General features: G+C 44.5%; 15 protein-coding genes. 4 read left to right on the forward strand and 11 right to left on the reverse strand.

Annotated features, from left to right (window positions below):
• Positions 1–37: 37 nt before the first annotated feature.
• Positions 38–1,789: an alpha-glycosidase gene (locus AC4PM4_RS24225; protein WP_063562815.1), complete on the forward strand. Its 1,752-nt coding sequence runs from the start codon at positions 38–40 to the stop codon at positions 1,787–1,789.
• A gap of 90 nt (positions 1,790–1,879) precedes the next feature.
• On the opposite strand, the gene AC4PM4_RS24230 is transcribed toward AC4PM4_RS24225, so the two are convergent.
• The 3 genes from AC4PM4_RS24230 to glgB all read right to left on the reverse strand — a co-directional run bounded on the left by AC4PM4_RS24230 (position 1,880) and on the right by glgB (position 7,157).
• Positions 1,880–3,586 (reverse strand): right-handed parallel beta-helix repeat-containing protein, encoded by a 1,707-nt coding sequence (locus tag AC4PM4_RS24230; protein ID WP_491614741.1) that lies wholly within the window; start codon positions 3,584–3,586, stop codon positions 1,880–1,882.
• Positions 3,587–3,660: 74 nt separating this feature from the next.
• A complete protein-coding gene (glgA, locus tag AC4PM4_RS24235) occupies positions 3,661–5,103 on the reverse strand; it encodes a glycogen synthase GlgA (RefSeq protein ID WP_491614742.1) in 1,443 nt (480 codons plus the stop codon).
• Complete coding sequence (gene glgB, locus AC4PM4_RS24240) at positions 5,100–7,157, reverse strand: 1,4-alpha-glucan branching protein GlgB (RefSeq protein WP_491614743.1); 2,058 nt, start codon at positions 7,155–7,157, stop codon at positions 5,100–5,102. Before glgB ends, glgA begins: the two co-directional genes overlap by 4 nt.
• Positions 7,158–7,316: 159 nt before the next feature.
• Between glgB and AC4PM4_RS24245 the strand changes: the two genes are divergently transcribed.
• Positions 7,317–8,543, forward strand: a complete 1,227-nt coding sequence (locus AC4PM4_RS24245) for a glucose-1-phosphate adenylyltransferase (protein WP_491614744.1) — start codon at positions 7,317–7,319, stop codon at positions 8,541–8,543.
• A gap of 66 nt (positions 8,544–8,609) precedes the next feature.
• Here AC4PM4_RS24245 and AC4PM4_RS24250 read toward each other — a convergent pair whose 3' ends face one another.
• From AC4PM4_RS24250 to AC4PM4_RS24270, 5 genes are all read right to left on the reverse strand, one after another.
• On the reverse strand, positions 8,610–10,109 hold the full coding sequence (locus AC4PM4_RS24250) for a sensor histidine kinase (protein WP_491614745.1): 1,500 nt from the start codon (positions 10,107–10,109) through the stop codon (positions 8,610–8,612).
• The gene (locus tag AC4PM4_RS24255) at positions 10,106–10,804 is read right to left on the reverse strand and encodes a response regulator transcription factor (protein WP_063562821.1); all 699 of its coding nucleotides are present in this window, start codon (positions 10,802–10,804) and stop codon (positions 10,106–10,108) included. Before AC4PM4_RS24255 ends, AC4PM4_RS24250 begins: the two co-directional genes overlap by 4 nt.
• Positions 10,797–12,011 (reverse strand): hypothetical protein, encoded by a 1,215-nt coding sequence (locus AC4PM4_RS24260; protein WP_143806499.1) that lies wholly within the window; start codon positions 12,009–12,011, stop codon positions 10,797–10,799. Before AC4PM4_RS24260 ends, AC4PM4_RS24255 begins: the two co-directional genes overlap by 8 nt.
• A gap of 127 nt (positions 12,012–12,138) precedes the next feature.
• Positions 12,139–12,864, reverse strand: a complete 726-nt coding sequence (locus tag AC4PM4_RS24265) for a phosphonate ABC transporter ATP-binding protein (protein ID WP_491614746.1) — start codon at positions 12,862–12,864, stop codon at positions 12,139–12,141.
• Between the two features lie 83 nt (positions 12,865–12,947).
• On the reverse strand, positions 12,948–14,147 hold the full coding sequence (locus AC4PM4_RS24270) for an MFS transporter (RefSeq protein ID WP_063562823.1): 1,200 nt from the start codon (positions 14,145–14,147) through the stop codon (positions 12,948–12,950).
• Between the two features lie 201 nt (positions 14,148–14,348).
• Here AC4PM4_RS24270 and AC4PM4_RS24275 point away from each other — a divergent pair, with 201 nt between their 5' ends.
• Both AC4PM4_RS24275 and AC4PM4_RS24280 read left to right on the forward strand, forming a co-directional pair.
• On the forward strand, positions 14,349–15,269 hold the full coding sequence (locus AC4PM4_RS24275) for an ArsR/SmtB family transcription factor (protein ID WP_063562824.1): 921 nt from the start codon (positions 14,349–14,351) through the stop codon (positions 15,267–15,269).
• A 39-nt stretch (positions 15,270–15,308) separates the two neighbouring features.
• Positions 15,309–16,073, forward strand: coding sequence for an HAD family hydrolase (locus AC4PM4_RS24280; protein WP_072733280.1), 765 nt, complete (start codon positions 15,309–15,311; stop codon positions 16,071–16,073).
• An 87-nt stretch (positions 16,074–16,160) separates the two neighbouring features.
• Here AC4PM4_RS24280 and AC4PM4_RS24285 read toward each other — a convergent pair whose 3' ends face one another.
• From AC4PM4_RS24285 to AC4PM4_RS24295, 3 genes are all read right to left on the reverse strand, one after another.
• Complete coding sequence (locus tag AC4PM4_RS24285) at positions 16,161–18,509, reverse strand: type IA DNA topoisomerase (RefSeq protein WP_491614747.1); 2,349 nt, start codon at positions 18,507–18,509, stop codon at positions 16,161–16,163.
• Positions 18,510–18,634: 125 nt separating this feature from the next.
• Positions 18,635–19,102 (reverse strand): ferric iron uptake transcriptional regulator, encoded by a 468-nt coding sequence (gene fur / locus AC4PM4_RS24290; RefSeq protein ID WP_024633997.1) that lies wholly within the window; start codon positions 19,100–19,102, stop codon positions 18,635–18,637.
• Positions 19,103–19,406: 304 nt separating this feature from the next.
• Positions 19,407–20,894, reverse strand: coding sequence for a glutamate synthase subunit beta (locus tag AC4PM4_RS24295; RefSeq protein WP_024633996.1), 1,488 nt, complete (start codon positions 20,892–20,894; stop codon positions 19,407–19,409).
• Between the last annotated feature and the right edge of the window lie 590 nt (positions 20,895–21,484).

A 21,484-nucleotide genomic window follows, 5' to 3' on the forward strand; every position in this document is an offset into this window, starting at 1 on the left:
TAGCTATAACTTTATCTTAAGTTCAGGAGGTGTTGTCATGCTGCTCGAAGCGATGTACCACGTTCCCCGCGATAAATGGGCTTATGCTTATAATCCCTCGACGATTCACCTGCGTGTACGAACGAAGAGAGACGATGTACAATATGTGACTGCACTGACTGGTGATAAATACGATTGGAATGGAACCTATAAGGAAATTCAATTGGAGAAAGCGGCTTCCGACAGTATGTTTGATTATTGGGAAACGGCAGTTAAGCCCAAATTCAAGCGTCTGACTTACATCTTCCGTATCACCGCCGGTACCGAAAATATATATCTGGCTGATAACGGAATTCATTATGCTCCCCCGTACCCTACCGGAGGATATTATGAATTTTCCTACATTCATGAAATCGATGTATTTAAGGTTCCCGAATGGGCCAAAGAAGCCGTGTTCTACCAAATCATGACCGAAAGGTTTGCTAATGGCAATCCCGACCTGAACCCTGAAGGAACCCAGGAATGGGGTGGCCGACCTGAACTGGATAACTACTTTGGCGGAGACCTGCAAGGTGTGCTCAATCACCTGGATGATCTGACTAAACTCGGTGTTAATGCCATTTACTTTACCCCGCTGTTCCAAGCAAACTCCTACCATAAATACGATACCGTTGATTATAAAAAAGTAGATCCTCATTTCGGGGATAATGAAATGCTCAAAAAAGTAGCAGAACAATGTCATCGCCGCGGAATCCGTGTCATGCTTGACGCGGTTTTTAACCATTGCAGCGAAGACTTCCCTCCTTTTCAGGATGTCCTGAAGAACGGCAAAAACTCCAAATATGCAGACTGGTTTCATATCAATGAATATCCGGTACAGATCAAGGATGGTATCCCAACCTACGATACCTTTGGGTTTTATGGCAATATGCCGAAGTTCAACACGGCCAATCCCGAAGTAAAAGACTATTTGCTTGATGTGGCTGAATATTGGATCAAGGAGATCAAACTCGACGGTTGGCGACTCGATGTTGCCAATGAAGTGGATAACCATTTTTGGCGCGATTTCCGCAAAGTGGTCAAAACCGCCAATCCAGAAGCCTATATTGTAGGCGAAGTATGGAGTGATTCCCTGACCTGGCTCATGGGAGATCAATTTGATTCCGTGATGAACTACCCTTTTGCTGACAAGGTGCTTGAGTTCTTCTGTGGTTCTATGGATGGTTATAACTTCGCTAACGAGATGGGATCACTCATTATGCGTTACCCGCAACAGACGAATGAAGTCATCTTCAACATGCTGTGCAGTCATGATACCCCACGTCTGCTTACTCGGGCTGGAGAAGACAAACGCAGATTAAAATTGTCGGTTGTGTTTCTTTTCACTTATATTGGTACACCCTGTATATTCTATGGGGATGAGGTTGGTATACGCGGAGAGAGTGACCCGGATTGCCGTAAATGCATGCAATGGGATCCTGCCAAGCAAGATCAGGAGCTTTATGACTTCTACCGCCTGATGATTGATTTGCGGAAAAGTAATGAAGCTCTGCGTAAAGGTCGCTTCCGTTTTTTGAAGGCGGATCACAATGATCCATGTATCATTTATGAACGTATGGATGACACTCTTCACTTCACAGTGTGGATGAACAATACTCCGCAAGAACGTACCCTGTCACATCCGATGGAAACCAAGGACTGGAAGGATGCACTAACCGAAGATGCTGTTGTTCCCACCAATGGAATGATGAATATTAAACTTGATCCTTACGGATACCGTATTTTGTATAGACAATTGGAACCGAGTTAACTAATTTTCAGAAAACTCCTGAAATATTGAATAACTCTTTAATAATCATTGGATACTTCAGGAGTTTTCTAACGAAAAACTGAACTAAAGCTATAACTTCGTCGTTTTTAAATCCCCTTTTGCATCTATAGTTATTCTCCATCGTGTAGAATTCGGACCAAGCATGACAATTTCATTTACTAATTGATATAACGTTCCATTATTATCTTTAACCAGATCAACCACTACGTTTTTCCCATTTGTAAAGGGACTTGCGCCAAAGAGATAACGTCCCGTCGCACTTGCCGCAACCATCAGCATGTTATCTCTTATGATGTTTCCCTCCACCGTATTATTAACAATATCCAGATGCACTGCCCACCATGTCCCCTCATATTTTAAACGATTTCCAGTTATGATATTGTTCGAGCCACGTAATTGTATACATGTACCTTTTCCTGCAACTGAATTATGAGAAAAGGTACAATCATTATGCAAACTGACCATTCGGTCAGGATTGGTCGTCTCAAAGCCAGGCTCAATGATGTTGCTTGATGCAATCACTCCATTGGCAATATCCATGGCTATGCCCGCTTGGGCAATGTAATTACCTTTTACGATAATATGACCATCCGCGACAATTCCCCAGTGTTTTCCTCTTGGAATGATGATGTTGTCAGATATGATTCCGATGTCCATGCCTTCTGCACCTGCACTGGTTTTCGCTTCAATCGCAGCAGTAGCACTTGGTCTTAAAATGGTGTCGATCAGGTTGCCCTGGATTACAAACAAATGGTTGCTCAGACCGTTGGGATTGTATCGGGAGGGAAAGAAAGATACCGAAATGACAGAAGTGATCTTGATATCCTTAAATACATTGGAGGTTACAAAGGCACCTTCGAAACCGATAAGCCCCACGCCAAATGCTGTTCCATTCAGGCTGTTTCCATGTATATACAGATTTTTGGCTCCAGTCTCGCCTCCCTCATTGTTACAGGTAATCCCGCCGCCTACTGAAGGCATATTACTCACTTGTTGTCCGCCTGAAAAAGCAGCATAATCTGGATCACTGGATAATACAGGAGTGTGCAGAAAGTTATCGGTGATCGAAACATGCCATGTTCCCTTGACCAGAATGCCATCCCCAAGATATCGGTAACAGTCATTCTCACGAATCACCACAAAAACCAAATGACTCCGAACTGCAATCGGTTCTTCTCCCAAGTGATGAAGTTTATTGTTTCTTATCACGACATTTCGGGCGGGATTGTCTTGACTGCTGGAACCATTGACTCCAATGCCATCGGTAAATTTACTAATATCGTTATTTTGCAACAATACATTGCTTGAATTCTCGATGTATAAACCTGTCTTGTTTTTACTCCAAGCTGCTTGAGTCGTACGAACCAAAGTCACGCCACTAATCTCTACATGATTGCTTCCTTCAATTCGGATTCCCTGATCGGAAACCTCCAATATTGCTCCTGGCAACGCCTTGATGATGACAGATCTTCCACTAAACGTATAGAACCAGCCCGCCTTGACAACTTTATAGTGCCCTGGCGTAAATAATAAAACATCACCATCCTGTGCCGAGTCAAAAAAAGCTTTGATCTGGGCTGTCTGATCGCTTCCATCTCCCGGAGCAAAACTCCTCACATCAATAAGGCTGCCCGTCAGCGTGGATTGCACAGCGGCGATATTCCCCATGATCTGGCCAAACATTTCATTCATTTTAACGGCATTATACCCGTCGGTACTGCTTAAAGCCTGCAAATTAGGATTGTAAGTAGAGGTAAAATTAATGTAGTTGTTCATTTTAAATTCGCCTCCTCCTTATGATCGTACAAAAAAGCCGCAGTACGAATATACTGCGGCTCATTTGTGCAAATCTATTTCACAGATTCAAGCATTATGCGTCGATAAATATCCATATACTCTTCAGCTGAGACGTTCCAGCTGTAGTCTCCGCTCATTGCATTTTTCACGATCTTTTTCCAGTGCTCTGGCTGACGGTAAAATTCTTCAGCACGGCGAATGGTGTTCATCATATCATGGGCGTTAAAGCTGGTGAAAGAGAATCCATTCCCCTCACCGCTAAATTCATTGTATGCCTGCACCGTATCGTTCAGACCCCCTGTTTCCCGGACAAGTGGTACACTGCCATAACGGAGTGCAAGCAACTGGCTAATGCCACATGGCTCGAACCTTGATGGCATCAAGAACAGATCACTTCCGGCATAAAAACGGCGGGATAACCCATCATTGAAGGTGATCTGAGCAGACATTTTCAGCGGATAACGATTCGCTGCCTCACGGAACCAGTGCTCATAAGCCGGATCCCCGGTACCCAATACTGCGAATTGAATGTCGTCATAGTACAATAATTCATCCAATACACGACATACCAGATTCAAACCTTTGGAATCCACAAGCCTTGTAACCATCACCATAAGTGGAGCATCCGGACGTACAGGCAATCCTAATTCCTTTTGCAGCTCGATCTTGTTCTCGATTTTCTTGGACAGGCTGGTTCTGTATTTAACCGCAATTTTATTGTCCGCTGCCGGGTTGTAACTCTTGGTATCAATACCGTTGACAATCCCACTGAAACGATCGCCCAATGAACTGAGCAATCCATCCAGACCATAGCCATAATAGGAGGTTTGTACTTCCTTGGCGTAAGTAGGGCTGACGGTCGTCACATGATCCGCAAAAACGATTCCAGCCTTAAGGAAATTGACATTGCCATAATATTCTGCCCCGTCCACCGTAAAATACCGATCATCCAGCTCAAGCAAATCACTGAATAAATCATGTGGAAACACACCTTGATATAACAGGTTATGTATCGTAAAAACGGTTTTCATCTCACTATAAAAGGGATCATGAGCAAAGTGAGCCTCCAGCAGTAAAGGAATCATACCCGCGTGCCAATCGTGACTGTGCAGCACATCCGGCTTGAATTCAATTTGTGGCAACACCTCGAGAACAGCACGATTGAAGAAGGCAAAACGCTCCCCGTCATCCATATACCCATACACGCCATCCCGTCCAAAATAGTATTCATTGTCTACAAAGTAAACAGGAATCCCGTCATGAACCAGCATCTCTATTCCACAATAAGGTCTGCGCCAACCAAGAGGAACATCTGTCGTGATCACAGGCTCCATCGCCTCTTTATACTCATCCGGGATGCCCTTGTATTTGGGTAAAATGACACGAACATCTGCCCCACTCTTCTTTAGTGCTTGTGGTAATGCGCCTATGACGTCAGCAAGGCCTCCTGTTTTGATAAATGGATGTACTTCAGCAGCAGCAAATAGAATATTCATGCCTTCGTCCTCCTTTTGGGTTTAACTATAGTGCTTTCTTTTGTTTTACTGGTTTTAGTGGTACTGGCTTTTGCTCTGACGGATTGAACTTCAAGGGGCAGTGCATCCGTTTTCCGACGTGTGTTCTTTTTTAAAATAACTACACTTAGCGGTGGCAAAACAACTTCCAGACTATGTGGTTGCCCATGAAAAGGAATCTTTTCTGTAGTAAGCTGCATATCATTGATAATGCCTGATCCGCCGTAATCGGAATGATCACTGTTCAGTACTTCGGTATACATACCGGGACGCATGACACCAATCCGGTAACGCTCCCGCTTGACTGGCTGAAAGTTAATGAGCACAAGGAGTGTATCCGCAGATTTTTTTCCTTTGCGCACATATGAAATGACACTTTGGTCCTGATCATCCGGAGTGATCCATTCATAACCGTCAAAGGAATGATCAAGCTCCCACAAAGCTTTTTCGCCCAAGTATAGCTCGGACAGATCCCGTTCAAACTTGTGGAGTTTACGGTGACTGTCATAGTTCAGCAAAAACCAGTCCAGTTGATCTTCATCTTTCCATTCGATAAACTGGCCGAATTCTCCACCCATAAACAGCAGTTTCTTGCCTGGGAATGTCATAAAGTACCCCATGAAGGCACGCATGCCGGCAAACTTCTGCTCGTATGTTCCTGGCATCTTGTCTAGGAGCGACTTTTTGCCATGAACGACCTCGTCATGAGACAGAGGAAGCACGTAATTTTCAGCAAAGGAGTATACGACTGGGAATGTCAGCAAATGATGTTTGGAAGGACGTTCGTGAAAATCCGATTCCATGTAATCAAGTGTATCGTTCATCCAACCCATGTTCCATTTGTAGTTGAACCCTAATCCACCCTGATCTACTGGCGAAGTAACCATCGGCCATGCACTGGATTCTTCTGCCATCATCAGAGCATAGGGAAAGTACTTGAAGACCGTTTCATTCAACTGCTGCAAAAAAGCAACAGCTTCCTTGTTTTCCAGGCCACCTTCGTTATTCGTTCGGTATTGTCCTGGCTGCTTTTCGAAATCCAACTTAAGCATACTGGTTACCGCATCGACCCGAAGTCCGTCGAAATGGAACATCTCCATCCAATACAACGCATTAGAGATCAAAAACGAACGAATTTCAGGTTTAGAGTAGTCAAAGCTGAGTGTGCCCCAGCCTGGTCTCTCTGCTAACAGTGGATCTGCATATTCATACAAGGGCGTTCCATCAAACAAACGCAAGCCATGAGCATCCTTCGCAAAATGTGCGGGGACCCAATCGAGCAAAACGCCTATTCCTGCCTGATGTAGAGTATCAACTAGATACATCAGATCTTTAGGCTGCCCGTAACGGCTGGTTGGCGCAAAAAATCCTGTGTTTTGATACCCCCACGATAGGTCGTAAGGATGTTCACTTAGTGGCATCATCTCAACATGGGTATATTTCATTTCCAATAAATAAGGAACAAGCAAGTCCGCAAGTTCACGATAACTGTAGAGTGTGCCGTCCTCTTTCCGTTTCCAGGTTCCAGCATGCATTTCATAAATATGTAGAGGTTTGTTATAAACGCCTCGTTGTTTGCGTCTCCACGTGCCATCATTCCATTTGTAACCTTCGATGGAGCTGGTGACCGATGCCGTACGCGGACGAACTTCAGCCTGGAAAGCATAAGGGTCAGCTTTAAGCAATTCGGTACCCTCTTCCGTTAATATACGGAATTTGTATAATGTTCCTTCACTGATTTCCGGAATAAAACGACTCCAAAATCCAGAATCGGGTATCTTATATAAAGGTTCCTGTTCACCTTTCCATCCATTACGGTCTAAAGCCAGGCCTACTTCTGTGGCATTCGGAGCCCACACGGTAAAACGATACCCCTGACGATGATCTTCGATCGCAGGCTGTGCGCCCATTATTCGATAACTGTGATGAAGGTTTCCTTCATGAAACAAATAAATGTGCTCCGGCGAAATTTCCGGGTTTGTTAACGGTTGAATGGCCAAGAGATCACCTTCTTCTCCAGAAAATAGATATAACATTAACCATTACCCCATTCTAGCCAAGTTGAAAAGAAAAATGCGGTGTGTAAAAAAATGTTGTAATTTTTCAGGATTTTTACAGTATACATCGTTTCAATAGCTCCGCATTGCGTTTATGTATGTACTACACTGGACAAATATCTTGGGAGGGAAACGATTATGTTTAATAAAGATTGCATCGCTATGCTGTTGGCGGGAGGAGAAGGGAAGCGATTAGCCCCTTTAACCTCAAGTATCGCAAAACCCGCTGTACCGTTTGGCGGGCACTACCGGATTATCGATTTTCCTCTCAGCAACTGCGTAAACTCAGGCATCGACACTGTAGGTGTTCTGACGCAGTATCAAGCTGATTCATTACATGATCACATTGGTGGAGGAGAACCTTGGGGACATGGTACTTCAAGTGAGGCAGGAATTTCCTTACTTCCATCTTATCATACAGGAAATGACGAATACTTGGGAACCGCGGATGCTATTTATAAAAATATTGACTATATTGACCAACAAAACCCCGAAAATGTTCTAATTTTGTCGGGTGACCATATCTATCATATGAATTATCGTGAAATGCTGGAAGCTCATACAGCGAATCAAGCGGTAGCGACGATCTCCGTTATGGAGGTTCCGTGGGAGGAAGCCCATCGCTTCGGCATTATGGCAGCGGATGAGAATCTGAGAGTTACCGAGTTTGCCGAGAAACCGGCCGAACCGAAAAGTAATTTGGCTTCCATGGGCATTTACATGTTCAAATGGGAATACCTGAAGCGCCACTTGCTCGAAGATGCCGCTAATCCGGAATCCAGCCATGACTTCGGTAAAGATGTGATTCCTCAAATGTTGAATGAGAATACGCCTCTCTTCGTATATAACTTCAATGGTTATTGGAAAGACGTGGGTACCGTGAAGAGTTTATGGGATGCGCACATGGATCTGCTTCATAACGATGAAGACTGGAGCCTGCAAAAAGAAGACTGGCCGATGTTTACTCGTGACTGGAGAACTAAACCAAGTGCATACAAAGCACGTCATACACGTGCTGAGCTCCTGCACTCCATGATCCATGAATCCTGCTCCATTGATGGCCGGGCTGAACGTTCTGTTATTTTCTGCGGAGCCGAAGTTGGTAAAGGTTCTGAAGTTAAAGACAGTGTGATTATGCCAAATGCACGGGTAGGTCGCGGTGTTCACATCGAACGCGCCATCATTGGCGAAGGTGCCATTATTAAAGACGGTGCCATTGTCAAAGGTACGGCGGATGAAATCGTGGTTGTCGGACCAAATGAGATTGTCTCCGCCAAACCGGCTGTACGTACACAACCTGTACGCATGCTGAAAGATGTTTATGAAAAAAGTGGGCGTCTGCGCGCTGGTGAACTTTCTTCATAATCTTAAAGAAAAGGCGAGCCATATATGGCTCGCCTTTTTGGTGCGAAAACAATCTTTATGCAAAAATCAATTTTTTTTCGGATCAGACTCACCTTGAGTTAACTTCGTATCGAGAGTCACTTCGGCTTCATCATTCTGCATTATGGATTCCTCCACCGTCTCTTCCTCCGGTAAAGCTGGTAATGTCACCGTAACAGTTGTTCCCGTTCCGAGTTCACTTTGCATGATAATTGTTCCCTCATGCAGTTCTACCAGTTCCTGCGTAATAGCAAGCCCGAGCCCTGTTCCACCGTTCTGGTGATCGACCTGGAAGAAGCGATCACGCACCTTGATTAAATGCTCTTCACTGATACCAATACCCGTATCCTGCACAGCAGCTATAATCTGTCCGTCTTCTTCTTTGACCGATAAAAAGATCCATGAATTCTCATGGGAGAATTTGATCGCATTGTCTACAATGTTCAGGAAGACTTGTTTTAGTCTGTTACCATCCCCAAAAACATTGAAAGCACGATTTTCATCGCTTTCCAACTTGAGATGTATCTGTTTTTGCTCAGCTTTTGCCCAAACATTCAACATAGTTTCCTGAACAATCTCACGAATGCTGACGGTCCCTTTCACCAACTTCATCTGATTTTGCTGCAATTTGGAGAAATCGAGCATCTCTTCTACTAGTCCGATCAGACGCTCCGTTTCTTTAGAGATAATACTCATTCCAATCCTCGTTTCATCCGGATCGTATCCACCGGAGTCCAGCGTCTCACTCCACCCTTTAATACTGGTCAGGGGCGTTCGCAATTCATGAGAAATGGAAGAAATAAAATCGTCTTTGATCTGATTGCTGCGCACAATTTCATGTGCCATAAAATTCAGAGTGGATGCCAGTTCGCCTAATTCATGTTTGTAGTTGCCCTTAACTCTCACATCCAGACGTCCTCGGGCCATCTGAGCGGACACTGCCGTAATATTGTTAATCGGTCGTACAATGGAATTGGCCATACCTATACTAATAATCAAGACAATTGCCAGTACGCCAACACCTACTGCAATCGCAAGCATCCCCATGAACAATAACTTGGAATTCACATTTTCGAGCGATGTTAGGTATCGAATAACATACGTATTTTCGCCGCCTAGATCAAACTTGTGGGAAACGGCCATGACCTGCTCTCCCGTGGCGGGTTGTCTGCCTACCCAACGTCCCATACCGCCATTTAACGCCTGTTGAATATCACTCGTTTGCAGAACGGCACGGTCAGATTCAAATGCAGTCGAACTCGCTAACACATGACCGTTCAGATCCAGAATCTCAAGTTCTGTATTAGATAATTCCAAATTAACAAGTAGTCTGGACAGGTTATTTCCATCTTCCGAATTACTCTCACGAGCTAGAGGCTCAAAAAAATCCTTCGAATTGGAGATATGGGTACTGATTGTATTGTAGATGCTCTCATAATAATATCGTTGCACCGCCAGCATAAATACGAATTCCACCAACAGCAGAGCCAGAAAAACTACAATGAAGTAATGTAGTACAATCTGCCGTGTGATGCCTTTTTTGATCATTGATCCCGGCCCTTCCATTTGTAACCGTGACCCCATACAGTCTGCAGGTATTCAGGTTCGGAAGGATTGTTCTCAATTTTCTGGCGCAAGCGGCGAATATTTACGTCTACGATTTTGGGATCACCCATATACTCTTTGCCCCATACGTGATCCAGCAGCACATCTCGACTAAGCGGTGTGTTTTCCTTTTCCAAGAAAAATTGAATCAAGGAAAATTCGGTTGGTGTTAACTCAATTAATTCATTTTGTTTCTTAAATTGCTTGGAGATTAGATCCAGCGAGAACGGCCCTGATTGAAACGTTACCTTTGCAGCCGTCTCCCGGTGAACATTGACCCGGCGCAACAAAGATTGTATACGTGCAATCAGCTCGGTTGGACTAAACGGCTTACTTACGTGATCGTCCGCGCCAACGGAAAGCGCATATACCTTGTCCTGCTCCTGTACTTTGGCTGTGAGGAAAATAATTCCCAGACGTTCATTCGTTTCACGAATACGACGACACACTTCAAATCCGTCAATTCCAGGAACCATAACATCCAGCAAAGCCAAGTCGATATCTGGTACGGATTGCAAAATGCGAAGCGCCTCGTGTCCATCTCCAGCTTCAAGCACTTCAAACCCATTTCTTTTCAAATTAATAACAATAAAACTGCGGATGGATTCTTCATCCTCTAGAATAAGTACTTTACTCATTAAGTTCTTCCTTTCTATTCAGTTGCGGTATATTGTCAAGCAATCCATCATCGGCATCCAGTTGTGCACCGCGGGAAGCAATGACCCGATCATTCGTTCGGGTAATCTCTTTCCAACTTTTTCCTTTTTCCTGCTCCCACTGAGAAAGGGTGAAATATTTTATTTCACCTACGGTTTCATCCGTATCAATCATTTTAAAACGAATGTATTTTTCTTTTTCCGATTTAGTATCAATGGTAATCTTCCCATACCACTCTGCCTTCAGATTCAAGTGGAATAAGTCAGCATCATCCCGATATTGGAATGAGACAAATTTCTTATCATCCTTGCCATCCCATTGATAAAAGGTATAGAACCACATCCGGGAATCAAATACGTAATGTTCCCAGCCTTTAGGCGTTTCCTTCAAGCCAAACTCAATAATACCATCATTGTCGACATCACCGCTTAAAATTTTGTCATCTCTGTAGGTTTGATCAGGCGATTTAAAAGCATTCACTAACTTGTTATCTTTTACGTATATGATCTGTGAGAATGTACTACGGTCATCCAGCTCTGAATCCAGTACAATACCCACTTTATCTTTGGCAATCTGACCACCGAGAGCATTATATATCTCTTTCACAGTATAGTCCGTCTGCATTCTGTCAACTTCCTTGAAACTTCCTTCGTCGTACTGATACAACGCAATAGATGCAAATCCGCTATTGTTCAGGGATACGATTGCGAAATCATTTTTCTTGTCCCCGTTTAGATCGAGGGTGTTCCCTTGAACATCATCTATAATATATTGATTATACGGAACACCACCCAACACTTGTTCAAGTGCTCCAGCTTTATAAGAATAAGCAGTTAATGCTTTCTGTTCTTGTAAACTTACACCCAAGATAATATCCGGATTCCCATCATTGGTAATGTCCAAAACTTTGAACGATTGCAGTTCATTCCCCGGAACATCAAATGTCAACTTCTTAACCCATGAATCCCCCTGCTCTTCCAACAACATTCCATGAATTCGCACGTTCTCATTCGGGGTCTCATAGAAAACGATGGCTTCCCGAGTACCATCTCCGTTTAGGTCTTCAACACGAATCATACTGGTATTATTCATGTCTTTGGGGCGAATCAATTTGCTTTCGGGTGGCTGTTCCCGCTGAACCACATTTAATAATTTTTCCTTGTCTGTAGACATCATTGGTTTTCTCATCAAACCCTTAGGATCGCTTATGACAGTACATCCGCTAAGGACTGAACCGAGCAAGATACTTACTGCTCCCCCCGCTAACAGGCGCCCCCACCGTGAATTAAGCAAATTCATCACTCTTTTCAATAGTTTAAATCATATTTTTTTCTTGCTGTGTCAACCGACGTCCACGTATATCAAAAGCAATCTTGCCTTCTGCAAGACCCCAGATGCGGGTCGCATGTTTCTCTGCCATCTCAATCGGCAATACTGCAATTACGGTAGCCCGTTCCTCTTCGCACAATTTGCGCAGTGTTTCCAGCACCGTATCTGCGGTATGAGGATCAAGTCCGATGACAGGTTCATCCGCCAAAACAACTTTGGCACCATGCGCCAGCGCTCGGGCAATCGCAACACGCTGCTTCTCGCCACCGCTGAGTTTCTCTGCCGTCTGGTGTGCTTTATCCAGCAATCCGAGCCCTTCCAGATAATCCATCGCACCCATATAATCATCGGAACGAACCATACCTGTTACCATTCTCCATAGAGGAGTTTGACCAGAACGACCGATCAATACATTTTTCAAAGCTGTACGTCTCGGATACAATTGCGGATTCTGTTCCAAGTATGCCCATTCCCGTTTAATTTTCCGTTTTCCAGACCAACCTTCTTTTATAATCTCGGCGCCGTCCACCGTAAATCGACCACTGTCCCATTTTTCCATCATAGAAAGACATTTAAGCAGCATGCTTTTTCCGCTGCCACTTGAGCCCACTACACCAATCATTTCTCCCTGTTGCATATCGAATCGTATATCCCGCAGAACCGGAACCCGGTCCGCTCCAACGGATTTGCTTAAACCCTCAACTCTGATCATCGCGATGTCTCCTCTTGTCCATGTTTTTCCCTACTACTAGTGTACTCGGAAATGGACATCAATTTCCATGCGAACACCAGCTTCTATTTTACCACAGATTCGAGCATAGGTTTACGACGAAATAATACACCTGCTGCACCAAATAGAAGATACATGAATCCAAGCAAAATAAACATGCTTCCTGGTGAAATCCAGTTAATCACTTGCCCTCCCAGATTCGGTCCAATGATGCTTCCAATTGTAAAATGAAATGAGGCCACTACGTTCGCTGCAGGCAGCAGCACTTTTGGCAAAATATCTGCGGCATAGGCCAGGCCAAGCGAGAAAAATGAACCTACCAGACCTCCTGCTATGGTCAACAGCACAAGTGTCCACCAGAAATGTGTGCCGGCCACAGGAACCAGCATGAAGATGATACCTCCTGTAATACCAGCAAACATTAACGTTTGCTTCCGACCATAACGATCACTCAACATACCTAGAGGTAATTGCAGAAACAGACCACCTATTCCGACAAAAGGCAGCAAGGACGATATCTGATTGGCATCCAGACCAATACGCAGCCCGTATACTGGAAAATTGCTGTTCATCCCGGCTTCCATGTACCCGTACAATAACGCAGGCAACAGCGCATACCATGCCCAGGCCAAGCTGCGTCGGAAACGGCGTTCAGGCAGTTGTCCATGTTCGGCCTTTTCCGGCTTCGTATCGGGAAGCTTCATTAATACAAGCATAAGTACCGCAGCCATACATACGAATAATACCCAGAATGGAACGGCATCCCCAAACCCGAGCAGCTTGATTCCCAATGGGCCAATACTGAATCCTAAACCATAAGACATACCATATAAAGAGATGTAACGTCCGCGTTTTTCGGGTGCGGTCACCAGTAGTACCCATAGCTGGGCAGAATAATGGAGTGCACTATCACCGATTCCGACGACGAGACGCAAAATAAACCAAATTTTGATATCCGGAAAATAAGGAAATAGAATCAGGGGAATCATGACAAATAACAGTCCGCCGATAATCAGCTTTTTGAAACCAATAGCTCCCAGCAGTCGTTCCGCCACCAAGGTCATGGCAAAAGATCCAACGTACAATGCGGCTGCATTCAATCCGTTCAAACCCGGCGAGACTCCTTTTTGCTCCAAGAAAATGGAGAGCACCGGCAATAAAAGTCCCTGGCTGATCCCCGCCACAACAATAACGGTAATCAGAATGAGATAGTTTGATGTAGAATGTGATAATTTGGGGGTGGTTATAGATGACACAAAAATCATTCCTCCTGCAAGCATACAAAGAAAAATCGCCATCACTGACGACCTTTCGCATGTTATAACTATTCTATTGATCATGTATGGTTACGCCAGGCGTTTTGCCCTGGACTTGAACATTATAGTGGACAACGCCCTGCAAAACAAGCCATAATAGTACTTAAGTCGCTGCGTACATTTAGATGTGACGGGAGGATTCTGCATCATATGGCTTATCATGTTAAAATCGATGTTTCACCGATATATGAAATGCTCAACAGCTTTTTGGTATATGTAACGAAGAAGTGGATTCAACATCTGGATGTTGGCCCTGAATGGATCATTGAGGTGGAAGGCAAACTAAGTTCCAATGTTCGAGCAGCGCTCGCACCTGCTGCCACCTGGCCTTTTGATGACTTTGATGTATTATTTGCATGGGCGGCCTATCGGAACACTTCTAATGAGAATATTGATTTTCTGGATATGCTTGCTGGACTAACAGCCGAAGAGCTGTTCGCACGCGTATCTGTTCTGCTACCCCATCTTACAATAGAAGAATCTACACGTATTCGGGATAGCTATGTGCCACTTTTGCGACTCTGGGATCAGCATTACTGCCAGAATATGAGTGAGGATTATCGTACCTGGCTGGAGGAAGACGCTGAAGAGAAACGGGTACTGCTTGAAAAAATGGGGCCTGAACTCCTTATTGAATACGCTACTGCGGGTGTTCTGGTTGAACCGATGCCTGGACTGGATGAAGTTATCCTGTTTCCAACCGTCCACAACCGCCCCATTAATATGTACTGCTTCTATGAGGGCATGATGATCATGCAGTATCCTGTAGACGCACCCGAAGAGGATGAAGACCAACCACCAACCTGTCTGCTTCGTTTCACACATGCCCTGGCTGATCCGGAAAGACTCCGTCTTCTACGCTACGTGTCAGGTGAACCGAAGTCACTCGCTGAGATGTGTGAGGAGCTGGGTAAAGACGAGGATATGGTTAAAGATCAGGTTATGGCACTGCGCATCGCCGGACTGCTGCGAACCCATCTGCTCGGCAGTAATCGCAAGGAGAAATACAGTATTCGACCAGATGGCGTATCTGAATTGAATATGTTCCTGGAATCTTATATTCGCATATAAAATATGAACAACTGTGCTGCTGCAAGGAGTGAATTGGATATGAAAATAATAAAACAACATATTTTGTTTGATCTAGATGATACACTCGTGTATTGTAATAAATATTTCAACCTGGTGCTTGGTGAATTCTTCGAGAACATGCAGGAGTGGTTTGATGGACATGCCCTAACGGTTCAACAAATTAGGGAGAAACAGCTGGAGATTGATGTAACCGGGGTCAACAAACTGGGATTTGCAAGTCACCATTTCCCGCAATCCCTTATTGATACCTACCGTTACTTCTCCCAGAAGTTCTCAAAGCCAACCTCTCATCAAGAAGAGTCTTACCTCACCAAATTGGGAATGAGTGTATATGACCAAGAGGTTGAACCTTATCCTCATATGGTCGAAACGCTGGAGAATCTTAAATCAGCTGGACATGCCCTCTACCTGTATACAGGTGGAGAAACCGTAATTCAGCAGCGGAAGATTGACCAGATGAAGCTCTCGGCTTATTTCGATGACCGGATCTACATTCGGCAACATAAGAACATTGAAGCGCTCGAAGGCATTCTTTCAACTGGACCGTTTGAACGTCGTGCAACTTGGATGATTGGAAACTCACTGCGCACAGACATCATGCCAGCAGTGACGGCCGGCATCCATAGCATATATATCAAACAGCCGAACGAATGGCAATACAACATGGTGGAGCTTCAACCTAATCCAGAGACATCGATGTATACCATCACCGCCCTGGAAGAGGTACCGAAGGTCATCCATGAAAATATACAACAGCAGCAACAGAAAAGGACCCTTGGATAAGGGTCCTTTTCTTATTTAATTCTAATAGGATTTGGCGCTGGTATATCAGCCTTCACGTTCTTCTTTCTGCTTTTACATCCAATAAACTTATGCATCCTGCTTTTCCGCAGATAGTTTGCCGGTTACATTATCTTGCAAAATAATACGTGCCTTCACCGTACTTCCGTCTTTTCGTTTAAAAGCCAGTACCTGAGTACTGCCCTTTTCAATCAACGCTTTTAACATCGTACTGGTTATTTTCTTGCCGACGTACTCTTTCCATATGACAAAGCCGCAACCTTCCTTAAACCTTGTACAGCCATAACCTTTCTTGCCTTCAATAATCTGACCGGTGCAACCCGGTGAAGGACAGGATGCCAGCGTTTCACGAACGCCCGGTTGACTGGAAGTCGAAGTTCGCGTTTGTGCCGTTGAGTTCGCAACACTGCCATTTCTGGATGACGCTCCCGACGTTTGACGTGAAGGCTTCGAACCTGCAATGGTACTTGAGCCAGTACCTGATGTCTTGGTAGAAGTAGTTCTAGTGCTGGTTCTCTGGGTTTTGGCTCCTTTGCCTTTACCCCGTCCCCCACGTGTGTCTTCCCCAAAAGCATCCGCTGGTGCGGGTGCCTGCACACGTACTTTATCAATAATGGACATCGTAAATTTTTTGACGTTCTCCATAAACTTATCCTGGCCCGCTTCACCTTTGGAAATTTGGTACAATCTTCTTTCCCATTGGCCCGTCATTTCAGGCGAGGTTAACAGATCTACGCCTGCCTTACGGATCAATTCGATGGCTGTCCGACCCTTCAACGTCAATTGCATCTTTTTACCCTGCATCGTAATGTAACCCACGTTTTTGAGTCGTTCGATCGTTGCCGCACGAGTCGCAGGTGTACCTAATCCACTGTCCTTCATAGCATCACGGAGCTCTTCATTCTCGATCTGTTTCCCTGCACTCTCCATTGCTTTTAGCAACGTTCCCTCAGTATAACTCTTGGGAGGCTGTGTCGCCTTCTCCTTGAATTCACTCTTGGTACATTGAACAGGCAATTCAGGTTGAACGGCAAAGGCCTTGTCCGTCCATTCCTCTGCTTCCTCTTCTTCGTTGCTGTTTTTCTTTGTCTTTTTCTTGCCTGTCTGCTCCTGATCCGAAGTTCCCAGTACCACCTTCCACCCCAGTGACAGCAGTTCTTTCACAGATGTCTTGAACTGGTGCTTCTCAACATCAGTGAGCACGGTATGCTGCTTATACTCTGCTGGGGGATAGAAATGAGATAAGAAACGTCTTACGATCAGATCATAGATATTCTGTTCATCCTTGGATAACGTACCCGGTCGTTTCAATGTAGGCAGAATCGCATGGTGATCCTCAACTCTGGATGGGTTACATACACCCTTGTTACCTTTATGAACAAGTTCAGGTTTCGCTCCTTGCGCCAGTTCACTATAAGGTCCATTTTTAAGCAGATTCAGCGTTTTGTGCATACCTTCAATATTCTGTTCCGTAACATAGTTTGAATTGGTCCGTGGATAAGAGATCACTTTATGTTTCTCGTAAAGCGCCTGTGCAATATCCAACGTTTTCTTCGCTCCATATCCATACTTGGCATTTGCTTCACGCTGCAAAAGGGTCAGGTCATACAACCGGTATGGATACTCCTTGGTCTGTTTTGCTTCGTACTTGGTAATTTGTCCCGTCTTCCCCTTCACACTGGTCGCAATCGATTCAGCAACGGCGGGGTCGGTCAGCTTGTCTCCTTGACGTAATCCCCTGTACTCCACTCCTTCCTGACGAAACCAAGCGGCTACTTCATAAAAGGTCTGGGACTGGAACGCTTCAATCTCGATTTCCCGATCATAGATCAAGGCCAGTACCGGAGTCTGCACCCGGCCTACAGAGAGCAAGGCATTATGTCGAGTAGTGAAAGCCCGGGATGCATTCATGCCAATCAGCCAATCCGCTTCACTACGAGCCCTGGCAGCATGGGTCAAATTCTCAAATTCCGAGGCATCTTTCAAACCGTCAAAACCACGTTTAATACTCTCAGCGGTCAGGTCCGATATCCACAGCCGTTTGACAGGCTGACGCAGCTTCAACTGTTGTTGAATTAAGGCAAAAATATACTGTCCCTCTCGCCCTGCATCACAAGCATTAACGATGGCCGATGCCCTTTTTGCAAGTTCTCCGATCATTTTCAGTTGATCTTTCGTTCTGGGGTTGGGTACAATCTTGAACTGATCCGGAATGATCGGCAGGTCGCCGATATTCCAGCGCTTGTACTTTGAATCATAGGCATCCGGTTCAGCAAGTCCCAATAGATGACCAATCGCCCAGGTGATAATGTAATGCTCACCTTCCAAATAATTGCGATTGTTCTTGGCTCTTGGTTCTATGACGGCGGCAATGGTTCGGCCCATGTCGGGCTTTTCCGCAATAACCAGTGTCTTCATCCGTCCATCTCTCCTCCTTCACCGTCCAGATGACGGCAAAAAGGGGCCTTCCGCCCACGGAAGCCCCTTGCTTCTGAAACTTATTATATCAGATTTTGGTTGCGGGAGCATCCTCCCCATTGGATTTACCCTGCTGCCTGTTCATTCAAAGCCTGCTTCGCTCTGCACTCTTTGCATACGCCCTGAAAATCAAGTCGATGGTCTGTAACGGCAAAGCCGTACTGACGCTCGATTTGTTGTTCCAAACGAAGCAAACCATCCTCCATGATTTCTTCTACAGTGCCACACTCTGTGCAAATCAAATGATGATGGTGATGTGAACCATCCGTACTTCGCAGGTCAAAGCGCGCAGCACCGTCCCCAAAGTTAATCTTTTCTACGACCTGTAGGTCACTAAGCAGTTCTAGCGTACGATATACCGTAGCCAAGCCAATCTCGGGGAATTGTTCCTTGACTAGCAGAAATACTTCCTCTGCGCTAAAATGATCCTTCTCATGCTCAAGTAACACACGTACCGTAACTTCTCGTTGCTGTGTCAGCTTATACCCTTTTGCAACCAACTGTTTTTTAATGTCATCAATCTGTTCTGAAATGGATTTGTCCCGGTTACTTGCCATAAAGATTGCACCTCCGGATATTATAATTTCACAATTCGTGTAGTTTTTAATTAAGTGTCATTACGTTTCTTATTTATAATCATTATAATGTAATAATAAATCTTTATGAGATAAAAAGCAATGCTATACCTCACAGTTGTCTAAAATAATTGTAGCTGAACGTCTCATGTTATCTTAAAAACAACAAAAAAACCCCGCTAATTGCGAGAGTTTTATTGAATCAGTTATATATTTTATTAAAAAAATTGCAAATCCATATACATATACGGCTCATTATTCTTTATACGAGAACTGTAGCACCCATCAAGTATTTGTCCACTTCACGGGCAGCTTCACGGCCTTCATTAATTGCCCATACAACCAGACTTTGACCACGACGCATGTCACCTGCTGCAAATACTTTATCCACATTGGTATTGTATTTTCCGTAACGCGCCTTAACATTGGTACGACGGTCTGTTGCAAGTCCGAGTTGCTCCACAAGAGTCTGTTCCGGTCCGTCAAAACCGATAGCAATCATGGCCATTTGAGCTGGGAAGACGCGCTCTGTACCTGGAATCGGCTGATAGATCTTACGTCCCGTCTCATCTACAATACGCTCGATTTGAACGGTGTGAAGTTCTTTGAGATTACCCTCGTCGTCACCCACAAATTTGGTCGTCATGATGGAGAACTCACGCGGATCGTCACCGAACAATGCTTTCGCTTCTTCCTGTGCATAATCAAGAGTATATACGTTCGGGAATTGTGGCCAAGGGTTGTTAATGCGATCACGTTCCATAGGAGCCTGAGTATGTGTACCAAATTGTGTAATGCTTCGACAACCATGACGAAGTGATGTAGCTACACAGTCGGAACCTGTATCCCCGCCACCGATGACGATAACATCCTTGTCCTGTGCTGACAGGTAGTTACCATCCTCAAGGTTGGAGTCCAGGTAACTTTTGATGCTGCCATTCAGGAAATCCATGGCGTAATGTACGCCTTTCAAGTCACTGCCTTCAATGTTAAACTCACGTGGTTTGGTTGCACCGCCGCACAGGACAACCGCATCATAATCATCCACCAGTTGCTGCGCAGCAATATCTTTACCGATCTCCGTGTTTGTTACAAATTGAATGCCTTCTGCTTCCAACAAATCAACACGACGCTGAACGACGTTTTTGTCCAATTTCATCGTAGGGATACCATACATCAGCAAACCGCCGACACGGTCGGAGCGCTCGTATACCGTTACCGAGTGACCTGCTTTATTTAACTGAGCTGCTGTAGCCAGTCCTGCTGGACCTGAACCTACAACTGCTACACGTTTACCCGTACGTTTCTCCGGTGGCTGGGGAACTACCCATCCTTCTTCAAAACCCTTTTCAATAATGGCTTCTTCAATCGTTTTGATGGTTACAGGTTCACCGATCAGTCCCACTGTGCATGAACCTTCACAAGGAGCAGGACAGACACGACCTGTAAACTCAGGGAAATTATTCGTTTTGTGCAGACGATCAAGCGCCTCTCTCCACAAACCACGATACACCAGATTATTCCATTCTGGAATCAGGTTATGCACAGGGCAGCCCGACGTTCCGCCAGTCATATCTATACCTGTATGGCAATACGGGGTACCACAATCCATGCATCGTGCACCTTGTGTTCTGAGCTCTTCTTCAGCCATATGTTTATGAAACTCTTCCCAATCCTTAACCCGCTCCGCTGGTTGGCGGTCCGCAGGTAGCTGCCGTTTGTATTCCATAAATCCAGTAGGTGTAGACATCTTACGTTTTCCCCCATCCGTTCTTGTCTTAATCCCTTCATCTGCATGGTTCTATATGAAATGGATTACTCATGTTTGAGTTTTTGTATATTGTATCACAAAATCTTCTCGAAGATATTTCAATTATAGTAGCACTTTGCATGCTGAATATTAAATGGATTATCCGAATAATTATTTGTATTTTATACATCATATCGTCCAAGTCTACCCATGGTCAATACCCTTAAAATGGTTATTTCTAAGGTTTGGCTGTACAAAACCAGACGTTTAATTGATGAAAAAACGGACGAAACGTCATTTAAATGTGAGGTAATTTGTCATTAAAAACAACAATTTATGCTGTTTTAGGCTGCCAAATCCGAACAATAACTGATTTTAGGGCTTTACAACGGTGAATTCCCACAATTTTTATACTTTTTTACCACAGAGTGATTAAGGGGATATGTATTGCATTCATTTTTTCGTTATTTTTACGTCATATTTATGTCATTTATATGTTAATTCGTATTTATTTCATTCTATTTCTAAAAGAAAAGACGCTGTTCACGAATATTTCGCAAATCAGCGCCCCTATACTTCGTAAATAGCAT

It is taken from the genome of Paenibacillus sp. MDV22-iso6 (assembly GCF_058408365.1).

Coding starts and splice junctions, on each gene's coding strand:
- AC4PM4_RS24260 (WP_143806499.1), bottom strand. CDS start 12,011: ATGAGAAAACCAATGATGTCTACAGACAAGGAAAAATTATTAAATGTG.
- AC4PM4_RS24230 (WP_491614741.1), bottom strand. CDS start 3,586: ATGAACAACTACATTAATTTTACCTCTACTTACAATCCTAATTTGCAG.
- AC4PM4_RS24225 (WP_063562815.1), top strand. CDS start 38: ATGCTGCTCGAAGCGATGTACCACGTTCCCCGCGATAAATGGGCTTAT.
- glgA (WP_491614742.1), bottom strand. CDS start 5,103: ATGAATATTCTATTTGCTGCTGCTGAAGTACATCCATTTATCAAAACA.
- glgB (WP_491614743.1), bottom strand. CDS start 7,157: ATGTTATATCTATTTTCTGGAGAAGAAGGTGATCTCTTGGCCATTCAA.
- AC4PM4_RS24295 (WP_024633996.1), bottom strand. CDS start 20,894: ATGTCTACACCTACTGGATTTATGGAATACAAACGGCAGCTACCTGCG.
- AC4PM4_RS24255 (WP_063562821.1), bottom strand. CDS start 10,804: ATGAGTAAAGTACTTATTCTAGAGGATGAAGAATCCATCCGCAGTTTT.
- AC4PM4_RS24275 (WP_063562824.1), top strand. CDS start 14,349: ATGGCTTATCATGTTAAAATCGATGTTTCACCGATATATGAAATGCTC.
- AC4PM4_RS24245 (WP_491614744.1), top strand. CDS start 7,317: ATGTTTAATAAAGATTGCATCGCTATGCTGTTGGCGGGAGGAGAAGGG.
- AC4PM4_RS24280 (WP_072733280.1), top strand. CDS start 15,309: ATGAAAATAATAAAACAACATATTTTGTTTGATCTAGATGATACACTC.
- AC4PM4_RS24270 (WP_063562823.1), bottom strand. CDS start 14,147: ATGATTTTTGTGTCATCTATAACCACCCCCAAATTATCACATTCTACA.
- AC4PM4_RS24285 (WP_491614747.1), bottom strand. CDS start 18,509: ATGAAGACACTGGTTATTGCGGAAAAGCCCGACATGGGCCGAACCATT.
- AC4PM4_RS24250 (WP_491614745.1), bottom strand. CDS start 10,109: ATGATCAAAAAAGGCATCACACGGCAGATTGTACTACATTACTTCATT.
- AC4PM4_RS24265 (WP_491614746.1), bottom strand. CDS start 12,864: ATGATCAGAGTTGAGGGTTTAAGCAAATCCGTTGGAGCGGACCGGGTT.